Origin of the sequence: Plantibacter flavus (assembly GCF_900177615.1) — a bacterium.
Lineage (GTDB): Bacteria > Actinomycetota > Actinomycetes > Actinomycetales > Microbacteriaceae > Plantibacter > Plantibacter flavus.
The window spans coordinates 131,566-145,577 of record NZ_FXAP01000001.1; the positions used below are offsets into that span (position 1 = coordinate 131,566).

7 protein-coding genes are annotated in these 14,012 nt (G+C 69.9%); all 7 read left to right on the forward strand.

Features of this window, described 5'->3' with window-relative positions; all coding sequences use genetic code 11:
- The first annotated feature begins 1 nt into the window (after position 1).
- Positions 2–1,357 carry an FHA domain-containing protein gene (locus B9Y95_RS00580; RefSeq protein WP_143736286.1) on the forward strand — a complete coding sequence of 452 codons (1,356 nt, stop codon included), beginning with the start codon at positions 2–4 and terminating at the stop codon, positions 1,355–1,357.
- Position 1,358: 1 nt separating this feature from the next.
- A complete protein-coding gene (locus B9Y95_RS00585; RefSeq protein WP_085510241.1) occupies positions 1,359–3,002 on the forward strand; it encodes a serine/threonine-protein kinase in 1,644 nt (547 codons plus the stop codon).
- A 39-nt stretch (positions 3,003–3,041) separates the two neighbouring features.
- On the forward strand, positions 3,042–3,806 hold the full coding sequence (locus B9Y95_RS00590) for a hypothetical protein (protein WP_085510242.1): 765 nt from the start codon (positions 3,042–3,044) through the stop codon (positions 3,804–3,806).
- Positions 3,807–3,908: 102 nt separating this feature from the next.
- The gene (locus B9Y95_RS00595; protein ID WP_085510243.1) at positions 3,909–9,155 is read left to right on the forward strand and encodes an Ig-like domain-containing protein; all 5,247 of its coding nucleotides are present in this window, start codon (positions 3,909–3,911) and stop codon (positions 9,153–9,155) included.
- Between the two features lie 45 nt (positions 9,156–9,200).
- Positions 9,201–10,169: an AAA family ATPase gene (locus tag B9Y95_RS00600; protein WP_085510244.1), complete on the forward strand. Its 969-nt coding sequence runs from the start codon at positions 9,201–9,203 to the stop codon at positions 10,167–10,169.
- Positions 10,166–11,545, forward strand: coding sequence for a DUF58 domain-containing protein (locus B9Y95_RS00605; RefSeq protein WP_085510245.1), 1,380 nt, complete (start codon positions 10,166–10,168; stop codon positions 11,543–11,545). The genes B9Y95_RS00600 and B9Y95_RS00605 overlap by 4 nt, the downstream gene beginning before the upstream one ends.
- Positions 11,542–13,995, forward strand: coding sequence for a transglutaminase-like domain-containing protein (locus B9Y95_RS00610; RefSeq protein WP_085510246.1), 2,454 nt, complete (start codon positions 11,542–11,544; stop codon positions 13,993–13,995). The genes B9Y95_RS00605 and B9Y95_RS00610 overlap by 4 nt, the downstream gene beginning before the upstream one ends.
- The last annotated feature ends 17 nt before the right edge of the window (positions 13,996–14,012 follow it).

The window sequence follows — 14,012 nt, forward strand, 5'->3', positions numbered from 1 at the left end:
CGTGTACTCGTACGAAATGGAACCGGCCGAGGTCCGCCGTTGGCTCGCTGTGGCGGGGCCCGGCAGACTGGTGCTGGTCGACGCCCAGGGCGACGACACCGCCGCTGCCGCATTCGCCGCAGACCTCCCGGGCGACGCGTCGCTGTCGCTGATCGTCGACCGCCTCGCGGCCGGCGGTCTCTCGAACACGCCCGCGTTCGCCGCGGCCGTCTGGGACGAATCGGGCGCGACGGTCATCGTTCGCGGGCTCGCGGCCGCCGTCGTGACGAGCGCCGCCGGGACCGAGACGGTCCTGGGCGCCCGCGCGACCACCTGGGTCGAGGAACACCACGCGGACGCGGTGAGCGTCACGCTCCGGAGCGACCAGCCGAACCCGTCCGGCGTGCGCCTCCCGCTCGGGTCGGGAGCCGTCTGGACGACCTCCATCACGGCGACCCTCGACGAGGAGGCCACGGCTTCCCTCGCCACTCCGACCAGCGACGAGCGCCGGCCGTCCGAGTCCACGAGCGCGCCGACCGCGGCGGAGCAGCTCGCGGCCCCGCCCGTCCCGGCCCCCGCCGAGCCCGCTGCATCCGCGGCGACCTCGGACGACGCGGACGACGGGACGGCCGGCGATGAGGCGACCCCGGTGGCGCACGTCGAGCCCGTTCAGCCACTCCACGTCGTGCCGTCCGTCTCCGACACCCAGTTCTTCCACGACGAGGACGACCCGGACGAGACCCCGTCGACCCCGGAGGAGCCCGTCGACGAGGGCTACGACTTCCTGTTCGGCCAGACCGTGCTCCGTCCGGTCGGTGCAGCGGCGGTCGACGAGGCCGGCGACGCCGAACGCGCGGCGGCCGAGGCGTCGGCCCACCAGCAGGCGGCCGCCACCGCAGCCGCCGCGCCGGAACCCGCAGCAGCCGGACCATCGGACCTCGGCGACCACGACGGCCACACGATCCTCGCCGAGGATCTCGCCGCACTGCGTGCGCGTCGCGCGGCCGAGACCCCGCCTGCTCGGTCGAGCACCCCGTCGGCCACGCCGCTCACGTACCTCGAACTCCCCGGCGGCACTCGCCAGTCGCTCGCCTCGCCCGTCGTGCTCGGCCGGGCGCCGAGCGTCTCGCAGGTCCCGGCGTCAGTCGTCCCGACGCTCGTCACGCTCACGGGAGACGACATCTCGCGGAGCCACGTGCGCGTCGCGGTCGAGGGCGGCACGGTCGTCGTCACCGACCTCCACTCGCGGAACGGCACGCAGGTCGTCCTGCCCGGTCAGGCGCCGCAGTCCCTCCGACCGGGGGAGCCGACACCGGTGATCGTCGGGACCGTCATCGACCTCGGCGGCGGCGTCGCGCTGCGCGTCCGAGAGGGCTGACGTGCGCCGTTCACCCTCGCAACCGCCGGCCATCCCCGGGCTGCGGTTCGAACGACAGCTCGGAGCCGGCGGGTTCTCCGACGTCTTCCTGTACGAGCAGCAGTTGCCGAGGCGTCAGGTCGCCGTCAAGGTCCTCCTCGCCGAGCACCTCAGCGAGCAGACCCGCGAGGCCTTCGTCGCCGAGGCGAACCTCATGGCGCAGCTGTCCGCGCACCCGTACATCGTCACGATCTACACGGCGGACGTCGCCCCGGACGGCCGGCCGTACCTCGCGATGGAGTACTGCGCGGGGCCGAGCCTCGCCGAGCAGGCGAAGCTGCGGCGGTTCGCCGTCGCCGACGCGCTACGGACGGGCGTCCGCCTGGCCAGTGCGGTGGCGACCGCCCACGCGGCCGGCATCCTCCACCGCGACATCAAGCCGGCCAACGTGCTCACGAACGCGTACGGCTGGCCGGCGCTGACCGACTTCGGCATCTCGCAGGCCGTCGAACTCGAGGTGCCGTCGACGGCCGGCCCCGGGCGGCCGGGCGACGTCGGCTCGACGGGCGCCTCGGGTACCCAGACGGTGGGTCTCTCCATCCCCTGGTCGCCGCCCGAGATGTTCGAGGACGAGCCGCACCCCGACGTCCGGTCCGACGTGTTCTCCCTGGCCGCGACGGTCTACACCCTGCTCGCCGGGCGGACGCCGTTCGAGATCCCCGGGCAGTCGAACGGCGCGGCCGATCTCATCAGCCGGATCGAGCGCGGGACCGTCACCCCGCTCGGGCGCGACGACGCACCGGCGTCCCTCGTCGCGACGCTGCAGAAGGGCCTCGCGAAGGACCGTGCAAACCGCTTCGAGAGCGCCGTCGACTTCGCGCGGGCGCTGCAGCGGGTCGAGATGGAGCTCGCCTACGCGCCGACGCCCATCGACATCCCGAACCTCGTACAGCCGCAGTCGCATGCTCCCCGACCGGACACGTCCAGCAGCGCGTCGGACGAGACGCGGGTCCGGCAGGTCCCGACGGTCGAAGCCCAGCCACGACCCGGCGTGCCGAGTGTGCAGCCGTCGATCGGAGACGAGACGGTCGTGCGCTCGGCCGGTCCGCTCGTCCAACCGATCCAGCCGTCGGCCCCGATCGCCGTCGGAGCTGCAGCAGTGCCCTCCGAGACGATCCGGCGCGACCGCCTCGAGACCGCGGCTGCGGTTCCCACGGAGGACCCCGATGCCGATGAGGCCGGACGAGCCGGACGTCGCCGACTGACCCGCCTCCTCGTCGCGGGTGGCGTCGCGGTCCTCGCGGTCGGCGGGATCGCGGCCGGGATCATCTGGCAGGGAGCGGCCGCCGACCCGAAGCCGACGGCCGCCGCGACCGGGGCGCCGATCCAACTGAGCGACGTACCTTCACCGAAGGCGTTCGGGGTGAACATCAGCGAGGACGGCAGCGTCGTCACGTTCATCTGGGACAACCCGGACCCGCAGGACGGCGACACGTACATCTACCAGGTGACGAGCAGTGGCAAGAACTCGCCGAAGGTTCCGACCTCGACCTACGCGGTCGACCTGAAGCCGAGCGCTCCGGGCGCGCAGCTGTGCATCGAGGTGGTGATCGTCCGAGGCGGCGTCACCTCACCCGATCCACTCGAGATGTGCTCGCAGCAGTAGCGGGAGCGGGACGATGACCGACCACAGGGGGACCAGACGATGACCACGGACGAGGCGACGGACACGGCGACGACGACGAAGGCGGCGGTGCGCGTCGAGTTCTGCGGCGAGGAGTACGCCGTCGACGCACGCAAGCCGTTCCTGATCGGGCGCGAGGGCGACCTCGTCGTCGACGAGAACCCTTTCCTGCACCGCACCTTCCTCAGCGTGACCTTCGACGCCGGACTGTGGTGGCTCACGAACATCGGGAACACCCTCTCCGCGACGGTGACGGACACGACCGGCAACGTGCAGGCCTGGCTCGCGCCCGGTGCGCGGCTTCCGATCGTGTTCCCCGAGCTGCAGGTGCTGTTCAGTGCCGGGACGACGACCTACGACTTCACGATCACCTCGGACCTCGAGTACTTCAGTCCGTCGCAGCTCTCGACGACCACCGCCGGGACCACGACGGTCGGGCCGATCCACCTGACGAGCAGCCAGCGCCTCCTCATCGTCGCGCTGGCCGAGGACGTCCTGCGCCAGGCGTCGCCCGGCCGCGGCGAGATCCCGGCGTCCGCCGCCGCTGCCGCCCGCCTCGGCTGGAGCCAGACCACCTTCAACCGCAAGCTCGACAACGTCTGCGACAAGCTCGACAAGTTCGGCGTCCAGGGGCTGCGCGGCGGGCCGGGGAAACTCGCGACCGGCCGTCGTGCGCGGCTGGTCGAGTACGCGGTCTCGACCCGGCTCGTGGACACCAGCGACCTCCCGCTCCTCGACCATGCCGATCAGGCGGATGTCGGCGGGGGACAGCCGACTCACGGTTGACCCCCGCAACCGTTTTCCACACGGCACTTGTTTGTTAGAGTGACTCCGCGTTTGCAGCGCGGGAAGTCGACCGCGGCTTGACCGAACATCACCTGGGGGATCGTGAGCAACTGGAGCGCCTGGCTGCGCAAGCGCAAGACCGCGGCGTCCATCACGGCCCTGTCGGTCCTCGTCGCCGTACCGGTGACCGCCGCGCTCATCCACCAGGGCTTCCCGGTCACTGAGGTGGACCTCGAGTCCCGCGACGTCTGGGTGACCAACGGCGAGTCGCTCCTCGCGGGGCGGCTCAACGATCAGATCTCCGAACTCGACGGAGCGGTGTCCACAGCCTCCAACAACGCCGACGTGCTGCAGGACGGCGACGACGTCTTCCTCCAGGACAAGGCGCTGTCCTCGCTCGAACGCATCGACCCGGCCTTCACGAGCCTCATCCAGCGCGTCTCGTTGCCGACCGGCGCGACGGTGCACTACGGCGGCGACCGACTCTCGGTCGTCGCGGGGGAGACCGGCAAGCTCTGGTCCGTCGATGCTGCGGGGGAGCTCCGCTTCGACCCCACGGAGACCAAGCCGATCGTCTCCATCGGCAAGGCCGGCCAGGCAGTCGTCACCTCGACCGGCACCATCCTCGCGGTCGCGCCTGCCAAGGGGATCCTCTACCGCATCCTGCCCGACGGCACGAAGACCGAGTCGAAGCTCCCGAAGCTCGACGACTACCAGTTGAGTGCGGCCGGTGAGCAGGCGGTCATCCTCGATGTGAAGTCCGGCGACCTCGTGAAGCAGGACGGCTCCGTCGTCGAGCTGCCGGGCAAGCCGCTGAAGATCCAGGAGCCGTCGGCATCGGACGACGCCGCCGTCATCGCGACCGGTGACTCGCTCGTCCGCGTCCCACTCGGCGGCGGCGACCCGGAGGTGCTCGACGCCGACGTCGTCACCGCTGCGACGAGTGCGGCGGAGGTCACTGCCCCGGTCAACCTCGACGGTTGCATGCACGGAGCCTGGGCCTCCTCCAGTCGGTACGCCGCGGAGTGCGCCGACAAGAAGCCCGTCATCGAGGACATCAACCCGGAGACCATCGGGCAGCAGCTCGTCTTCCGGGTGAACCGCTCGGTGATCGCCCTGAACAACATCCAGACCGGCAACTCCTGGCTCGTGCAGGCGAACATGCGCCTCGTCGACAACTGGGACGAGGTGACGCCTCCGCAGGAGGAGGACGGTGAGGACGGCGATGAGAAGGCATCGGAGCAGTCCTTCGAGGACACGCTGGCAGAGCGCACCGAGCAGAACCGTCCGCCCATCGCCCGCGACGACGCGTTCGGTGTCCGTCCCGGCCGCGCGACGGTCCTGCCGCTGCTCGACAACGATTCCGACCCTGACGGCGATGTCCTGACGATCCAGAACACGACCGACGTCGCGGCCGAGACGGGCAAGCTGGAGTACATCGACGGCGGCCGGGCGCTCCAGTTCACCCCGGCGGAAGGCTTCGTCGCCGGGACGACGTCGTTCCGCTACTCGGTCAGCGACGGCCGCCCGGGCGGTGTGGCCGATGCGGTCGTGAGCATCGCCATCAAGCCGCCCGAGGTCAACGAGCCGCCGACGTCCCATCGCGAGGCCGCCGTGTCGGTCGAAGCCGGCCAGACGGTCACGTACAACGTGCTCGCCGACTGGCGTGATCCCGACGGCGACGACATCTTCCTGCAGTCGGCGTCGCCGGCGTCCGGCGACCTCGTCCGGTTCACCCCGGACGGCTTCGTCACGTTCACGCACGCGTCGCCTGAGATGGGCCCCCGCGACGTCAAGTTCGTCGTGTCCGACGGGGTCACATCGGCTGAGGGGACACTCAAGGTCGACGTGCAGCCCGCCGGTGCCTTGAGCCCGATCGGTACCCCGGACTTCGTCTCGACCTTCGTCGGCGAGTCCGCGCAGGTCCTCCCGCTCGCGAACGACCAGTCGCCGAGCGGTGCGCCCCTCGGCCTCATCGGTGTCGAGGCGTTGCAGGGCGGGCTCGTCTCCTCGCCGAGCCTTGAGAAGCAGTCCGTCACCGTGTCCTCGAACGAGCCGGGTACCTACTACCTGAAGTACACGCTCGGTGCCGGCATCGCCTCGAGCATCGGACTCATCCGCGTCGACGTCCTCGAGAAGCCCACCGACGTGCTGCCACCGGTCGCCGTCAAGGACGAGGGCTACCTGCGTCCGAACGAGACGATCACCATCCCGGTGCTCGCCAACGACGAGTCGCCGGGCGGGCAGGTGCTCGCCGTGCAGTCCGTCTCCATCCCCGACGAGTCGACCTCGTTGTCGGTCGAGGTCCTCGACAGTGCGGTCATCCGCGTCTCATCCTCGGCGCCGATCGAACGGCAGTTGCAGTTCACCTACGTCGTGTCCGACGGCACTTCGTCGGCGACGGCGGCCGTGACGGTCGTCCCCGTGCCACCGCTCCCGAAGCATCAGGCGCCGGTTGCGACCGACGACGCGGTCGTCGTCCGTGCGGGCGACATCGCGAACGTCGCGGTGCTCGAGAACGACTACCACCCCGACGCCGCCGTCATGCTCGTCGACCGTGAGCTGGTCGACGTGCCGACTGCTGGACTCGCCTTCGTCGACGACGACGAGGTCCGTTTCCAGGCTCCGTCAGAACCCGGCACCTATACGACCACGTACCGCGTGTACGACACCTTCGGCGAGGCGGACACCGCGACGGTCACCTTCAACGTGGTCGGTGAGGACAAGAAGAACAACCAGCCGCCCGTACCGCAGCTGCTGACGTCGCGCGTGTTCGCCGGCGCGACGGTCCGCGTGGACGTCCCGCTCGACGGCCTGGACCCGAACGGCGACTCCGTCGTCGTCGACGACATCGCCTCGGCACCGCTGCTCGGTCGCGTCATCGAGCAGGGGAGTACCTGGTTCGTCTACGAGGCGGCTCCGGACTCCTCCGGCACCGACACCTTCCAGTACCGGGTCAAGGACACCTACGGGGCGGTCGCGGTCGGCACCATCAAGATCGGGGTCATCGGGCGCCCCGAGGTCGACGGCCAACCGAACGCGGTCGACGACTACATCGAGGTCCTGCCGGGCAAGGTCGCTTCCGTCCCGGTGCTCTCGAACGACTCCGACCCGAACGGGTACACGCTCAAGCTCGCACCGAAGCTGCTCTCGGTGGACGACGGCCTCACCGCCGAAGTCAGCAAGAGCCGCGTCGTCATCGAAGTGCCGGAGGAGGAGGCGTTCTTCACCGTCCGATACCAGATCACCAACGGCAAGGGCGGTATCGACAGCGCCTACATCCAGGTCAAAGTCACGAAGGACGCGAAGCCGCAGTTCCCCGAGGCCGACGACCACGTGCTGGAGGACGCCGACATCGTCGGCAAGAAGACGATCGACATCGACGTGCTCGACGGCGCGCAGAACCCCGGCGGTCTGATCGACGATCTCCAGCCGAGCCTCGAAGGTGTGAACGCCGCCTCCGGTGAGGTCCGCGACGGTGGCACCATCCGGGTGACCCTCACCGACCGGCGCCAGGCGATCGCCTACCGGCTGACGGACCCGGTCACGACGCTGAGTGGTGCCGCGTTCATCATCGTGCCGGCGGCGACCGACGGCGAGCCACCGCGGATGAAGAGTCCGCTGCCCGAGCAGATCGTGAAGGTCAACGAGACCCGCACCTGGAAGCTCTCGGACATCACCGAGGCGCCGTCAGGCAAGCCCGTCACGATCGCCTCCGAGGGCAGCGTCGTCAACTTCCGTGGCAACGGCACCTCGAGCTACGTCGACGACGCCACGATCACCTTCACTCCGGCGAAGGACTACCGCGGCCCGGCCTCGGTGAGCTTCGAGGCGACGGACGGCCGTGAGAGCAAGCTGCTCACGCTGCCGATCACGGTGGGCGATCCGGACCTCGAGGACGTGCCACCGACGTTCACGCCGGTGACGATCCCTGTCGAGGCGGGTGAAGCGGCGATCGTCGTCGACCTCCGCGCCTCGAGCGACCATCCGAACCCGAAGATCCTGGCTGCGTTGTCGTACCAGGGGCTCACCGGAACCACAGCCGGTATCCAGGGCTCCTTGTCCGGCTCGCAGTTGTCGGTCTCCGCGCCGCAGGGCACGCAGCCGGGGACGTCGGCGACGTTGAACTTCACGGTGACCTACAAGGAGTACTCGATCCCCGGATCGGTGCAGGTGCAGGTCGTGTCCTCGACCCGCCCACTCCCACGGGCGATCGACGACCGCGTCGAAGAGGGCCGGAAGAACAAGGCCGAGTCGATCAGTGTGCTCACCAACGACTACAACCCGTTCCCCGACACCCCGCTCAAGATCGTCGACGCCACCGTGGAGAGCGCGCCGGCCGGTGGAGCGACGGCGACCTTCTCCGGTGGCACGGTGACGGTCACCCCCGGTTCGTCGAAGAGCGGGACCGTGAGCGTCATCTACACGGTCCAGGACGCGACGAACGACCCGAACCGGAAGGTCCAGGGCCGCATCACGGTCGTCGTGAAGGACGTCCCCGATCCGCCGACCATCGCGGTCAAGAGCGCGAAGAGCGGCAAGATCGTCGTCGTGGTCGGCGGTTCACCGGCGAGCAATGGCGCGCCGATCCAGTCGCACTCGGTGAGTTGGAGCGGAGGCACCGACCGGCAATGCGTTCCGGGCAACGACTGCTCCTTCGACGTCACGAACGGTCAGTCCTACACGTTCAGCGCCTATGCCACCAACTCGGTCGGCAACAGTGCGAACTCCGAGACGAAGACCGCGACCGCCTACGGCGTGCCGAGCGCGCCGCAGAACCCCTCGATCGACTCGTCCGGTGATGCTCCGTCGACGCTGACGATGCGGTGGTCGGCCCCGGCGGACACCGGCGGCCGCGTCGATTCGTACACATGGCGGGTGATGAAGGGCTCGAGTGCGGTGTACTCCGGCGAATCCACGGGCACCAAGGTGATGCAGGGCCAGGTCCCGTCCGGCACCTACCAGCTCTACGTCTCCGCGACTGGGCCGGGCGGTACCGGTCCCGAGGCCGGGCCGGTCCAGGTCACGGTGAACGACCCGCCGCCGAAGAATCCGACCGGCTCCATCAGCCGCGGTGCCGGTCCGGTCACCTGCCCGAGCGATGGACGTCCCGGGTGTTACCGGGTCGTCGTGAACTGGAACGACTTCGAACCAGGTAGCTACCGTCTCGACCTCTACGAGAACGGATCCGTCGTCAGCACGCTCGACGGCCAGAACATCGGTGCGAGCGGGAGCGCGCAGTTCACTCGCCTCTACGGCAAGACCAACTTCTCCCTGTACGTGAAGTTCACGCGTCTGTCCGATGGCAAGAGCTGGGACGTCGCGCAGACCAACGGCACCGACTGGTGACCACCGTTCCGAAATCCACCCCATGAGAAAGCACCCAACACCCCTATGACTGTCACGCAGGAACAGGCCACCTGGTTCGCCGACGCGTTCGGCAAGCTCGTCGGCAACGTCGAGCAGGCCATCCTCGGCAAGGAGCACGTCATCAAGCTCGTCGTCACGGCCATGCTCTCGGAGGGCCACGTGCTCCTCGAGGACTACCCGGGCACCGGCAAGACCGTGCTCGCCAAGGCCCTCGCGAACACGCTCGACGGCACGAGCTCGCGGATCCAGTTCACGCCCGACCTCCTGCCGTCCGACGTCACCGGTGTGACGATCTACGACCAGGGCAAGGGGATCTTCGAGTTCCACAAGGGACCGATCTTCGCCTCCATCGTGCTCGCGGACGAGATCAACCGTGCTTCGCCGAAGACGCAGTCGGCACTCCTCGAGGTCATGGAGGAGGGCATCGTCACGATCGACGGCACGAGCTACGAGGCCGGCCAGCCCTTCATGGTCATCGCGACGCAGAACCCGATCGAGCAGGCCGGCACGTACAAGCTGCCCGAGGCGCAGCTCGACCGCTTCCTCATCAAGACGACGCTCGGCTACCCGGACCGCCAGACCTCGGTGAACCTGCTCCTCGACGCGTCCAACCGAGCGCGTGCGACGAAGGTGCAGCCGATCATCGCGTCCAGTGCGGTCATCACCATGGCGCAGCTCGCGACCGAGGTGCACGTCGACGGCAGCATCCTCGAGTACGTCGCCGACGTCGTCGCGGCGACGCGGGACGACCAGGACGTCGCGCTCGGCGTGAGCATGCGTGGTGCCTTGGCGCTCGTGCGTGCCGTCAAGACCTGGGCGATCTCGCAGGGCCGCACCTACGTCACCCCCGACGACGTCAACGACCTCGCGCAGGCCGTCCTCGCGCACCGCATCATCATCGACCCCGAGTCCGACTTCGCCGGCGTGACCGCGCAGGACGTCGTCGCCCGGGTCCTCGTCAGTATCGCTCCGCCGGCCTACCGCGCCGCATGAGCGAGACCCTCGAGCAGCGCGCCGCCACCGCGCCGGACGGAACCGACCCGGTCCGCACGGCGTCGGTCGGCGCGCCTGTCGAGGCGGGCACCGACGGCCCCGATGCGCACACCGACGGTGCACCGATCCCGGCTCGACGGCCGAACGCAGTCCGCGGTCTCGTCGACGGCATCGGTGCCGTCGTCGTGCCGTGGGCCCGGGTCGCCTGGACGGCAGCGCAGCCCGTGCTCGCCGTGGTCAGCGGCCTCGGGTGGGTCGTCCTGACGATCGGCGTCATCGCGACGGTCGCCGGCTTCATCCTGGGGTGGGCGGAGCTCGTCTTCCTCGGCTTCGTGCCGTTGGCCGCGTTGCTGGCCTCCGTCGCCTACCTCTTCGGGCGGTCGACCTTCCGCATCTCCATCCACTTGAACCCCAGCCGGGTCACCGTCGGGGAGCGCGCGATCGGGCAGGTCCTCATCGCCAACCCGGGTAACCGCGCCACGACGCCCACGCGCCTCGAGGTGCCCGTGGGCTACGGCCTCGCGGAGTTCGCGATCCCGGCGATCCCGAAGGACGGCGAGCACGAGGAACTGTTCGCCGTCCCGACGAACCGGCGAGCCGTCATCCCGGCCGGTCCCGCCGTGTCGGTCCGTGGCGACCAGCTCGGTCTGTTGCGCCGCGAGGTGCGCTGGACGGAACCGGTCGAGCTCTTCGTGCATCCCGAGACCACGCGCCTCCACCCGACGGCCGCCGGTCTCATCCGCGACCTGGAGGGCCTCGTCACGAAGACCATCACGAACAACGACATCTCCTTCCACGCGCTCCGCGGGTACGTCCCCGGCGACGACCGCCGCTACATCCACTGGAAGTCCTCCGCGAAGACGGGCCAGCTCATGGTGCGGCAGTTCGAGGAGACGCGGCGGTCGCAGCTCACCATGGTGATGACGACCGACTCCCGCTACTACGCCGACGACGAGGACGAGTTCGAGTTGGCGGTGTCGCTCACCGCGTCGATCGCGACCCAGGTGATCCTCGACCAGGTCCCGATCAGCGTCGTGACCGATCGGCTCGCATTGCGGACCCACACCGTGACCTCCTTCCTCGACGACAGCTGCCGGCTGCAGCTCGCCGAGGGCACCTTCGACACCCCGCGCACCTTCGCCCGGGAGACCACGAAGCGTCTTCCCGCGCCGAGCGTCGTCATCATCGTCGCCGGTTCGCGACTCGAGGCGCAGGAGTACCGGGGCATCCAGCGCCTCTTCGGTCCCGACGTCAACGTGTTCGGCATCCGCGTCGAACGCGGTGCACGGGCCGGCATCAAGGACGTCGCCGGGATGAACGTCATGACGGTCGGGGCCCTGAGCGACCTCGCCAAGGTCATGTCGAGGGCCCTGTGAGCGGGGTCGACGAGCGCACGACCGTGCGTCCTGGACGCGTTCCCGCCGGCTCGGCCGCGGACGTCGACGTCCAGGGCATCGTCCCGACCTTCGTCGCGCCGTGGCCGTTGCCCGGCCGCTCCTGGATCGACCTCGCGGTCGTCTTCGTCCTCGCGGCCCTCGGCCTGCTCGGCTTCGGTGCGGCGCTCAGTGGCACCGGGTTCCTCCTCGCCGGCCTCGGCGGTCTCGCGCTCGGCATGGCGGTCGGTGTCGCCTCCCACGCCCTCCGGCTGAACGCCCTCCTGACCGGCCTCTCGACCGTCCTCGTCTTCTCCGTCTTCGGCAGTGCCCTGGCGATGCCGTCGGTCGCGACGTTCGCGGTCCTCCCGAACCTGCGGACTCTCGGTGGCATCAGTATCGGGGCGGTGTTCGGGTGGAAGGACTTCGTCACCCTGCAGACCCCGCTGAGCGCGCCCGCCTACATCATGACCCTGCCCTACGTCGCGGGGATGCTCGTCGGGGTCGTCTCCGCCGTGCTCGCCGTCCGATGGCTGCCGCGCCGTCCGCAGGTCGCCGTGCGCTGCGCCATCCTGCTCGTCGGCCCGACCGTGCTGTACGCGCTCGGTGTCCTGCTCGGCACGCAGACGCCCTTCCTGGCGGCCGTCCGCGGGATCGCGTTCGCGCTGATCGCCCTCCTGTGGCTCGGGTGGCGGCCGGGTGCCGGCCGTGGTGAGAACGCTGCAGCGTCGACCACCGCCGTCCTCCGTCGCAAGAAGATCATCGGCACGGTCGTGCTCGCCGCCGTCGCGGTCGTCGTCGGTGGCGGCGCGGCCGTGGTCGCCTCGCCGCCCACGGACTCCCGGTTCGTCCTCCGCGAGGTCGTCACGCCGCCGTTCGACCCGCTGAAGTACCCCAGCCCGCTCGCCGGGTTCCGCGAGTACACGAAGGACCTCGCCGAGACGAAGCTCTTCACCGCCACCGGGCTCAAGCCGGGGGATCGGATCCGCCTCGCGGCCATGGACAGCTACGACGGGCGGCTGTGGACCGTCTCAGGGCCGTCCACGGCGACCGACGGCTCGGGTGCCTTCGAGCTCGTCGGCGACCACCTTCCCGGACCGCAGCTCATGACGCCTGGTACCGACCGAAGGGTGTCGATCGACATCACCGGTTACGACGACATCTGGGTGCCCGGTGTCGGGTACCCGAGCGCGCTCACCCTCGACGGCAAGGCCGCGGATCGATCCGAGGACATCCGCTACAACGCCGAGAGCGGGGCGGCCGTGATCACCTCCGGCCTCGGGGCGGGCGACGGGTACGAGGAGCAGACCACGACGCAAGCGGTCCCGAGCGAGACGACCCTCGCCACGACCCCGACGGCCGCGGTCGAGCTGCCGCCCGTCACGAACATCCCCGACATCGTCGTCGCGAAGGCCTCGGAGTTCGTCGGCACCGAGACGACGCCGATGGGGCAGCTGCGCGCGATCGAGCAGACGCTCCGCACGACCGGGTTCCTCAGCCACGGGCTCGCCTCGGACAGCTCTCCGTCGCGGGCAGGCCACGGCGCCGACCGGATGTCGGAGCTGTTCACCCGCACACCGATGGTCGGCGACGAGGAGCAGTACGCCTCGGCGTTCGCCCTCATGGCCCGCTCGCTCGGCTACCCCGCGCGGGTCGTCATGGGCTTCGCGCCCGAGGTGACCGAGGGTCAGACTTCCGTGCAGGTCGTCGGGGACGACGTGACGGCGTGGGTCGAGGTGCCCTTCGAGGGCTATGGCTGGGTCGCGTTCTCGCCGACCCCCGATGAGACCGAGATCCCGCAGGACCAGGATCCGAAGCCCAAGACCGAGCCGCAGCCGCAGGTGCGTCAGCCTCCGCGCAGTGACAACCTCGACGACAGCCTCCTGACCGAGGCCTCGATCGACGACGGCGACGACAAGGACAAGAACGACGGACTCGTGATCCCGGAGTGGGTGTGGTGGCTCGCGCTGATCGTGGGTGTCCCGGTGTCGTTGTACGTCATCCCGCTCCTCGCCATCTCCGGCGCGAAGCGTCGGCGGACGAGGCGTCGCCGCGCGGGCAGTGGTGACCGCAGCGCCGCCGGTGCGTGGGACGAGCTGATCGACCGCTACGCCGAGCTCGGGTACACGGTGCCTCCGGCCGCCACGCGGTCGACCACGGCGTCCATGCTCGGTGCCCAGGAACCGGAGGGCGCGACCACGCTCACCGCGCTCGCGGGGACGACCGACGATGTCGTCTTCTCCGGTCGTGACGTGGATTACACGACGGCCGACGAGCTGTGGCAGCGGTCGGAGGCCGAGGCGTCACGGGCACAGGGAGCGCTCGGCTGGTTCGCCCGCCAGCGGAGCCGGTTCCGCTACCGCGCGAAGCGCAGTCTCGTGAGCCGGCTGCAGCCGTCCGGTGCGCTCGCGCGTCGAGCAGCACGCGACCAGCGCGCCGCCGGAGGTCGCTGAGGCCGATGCGGCCGCCG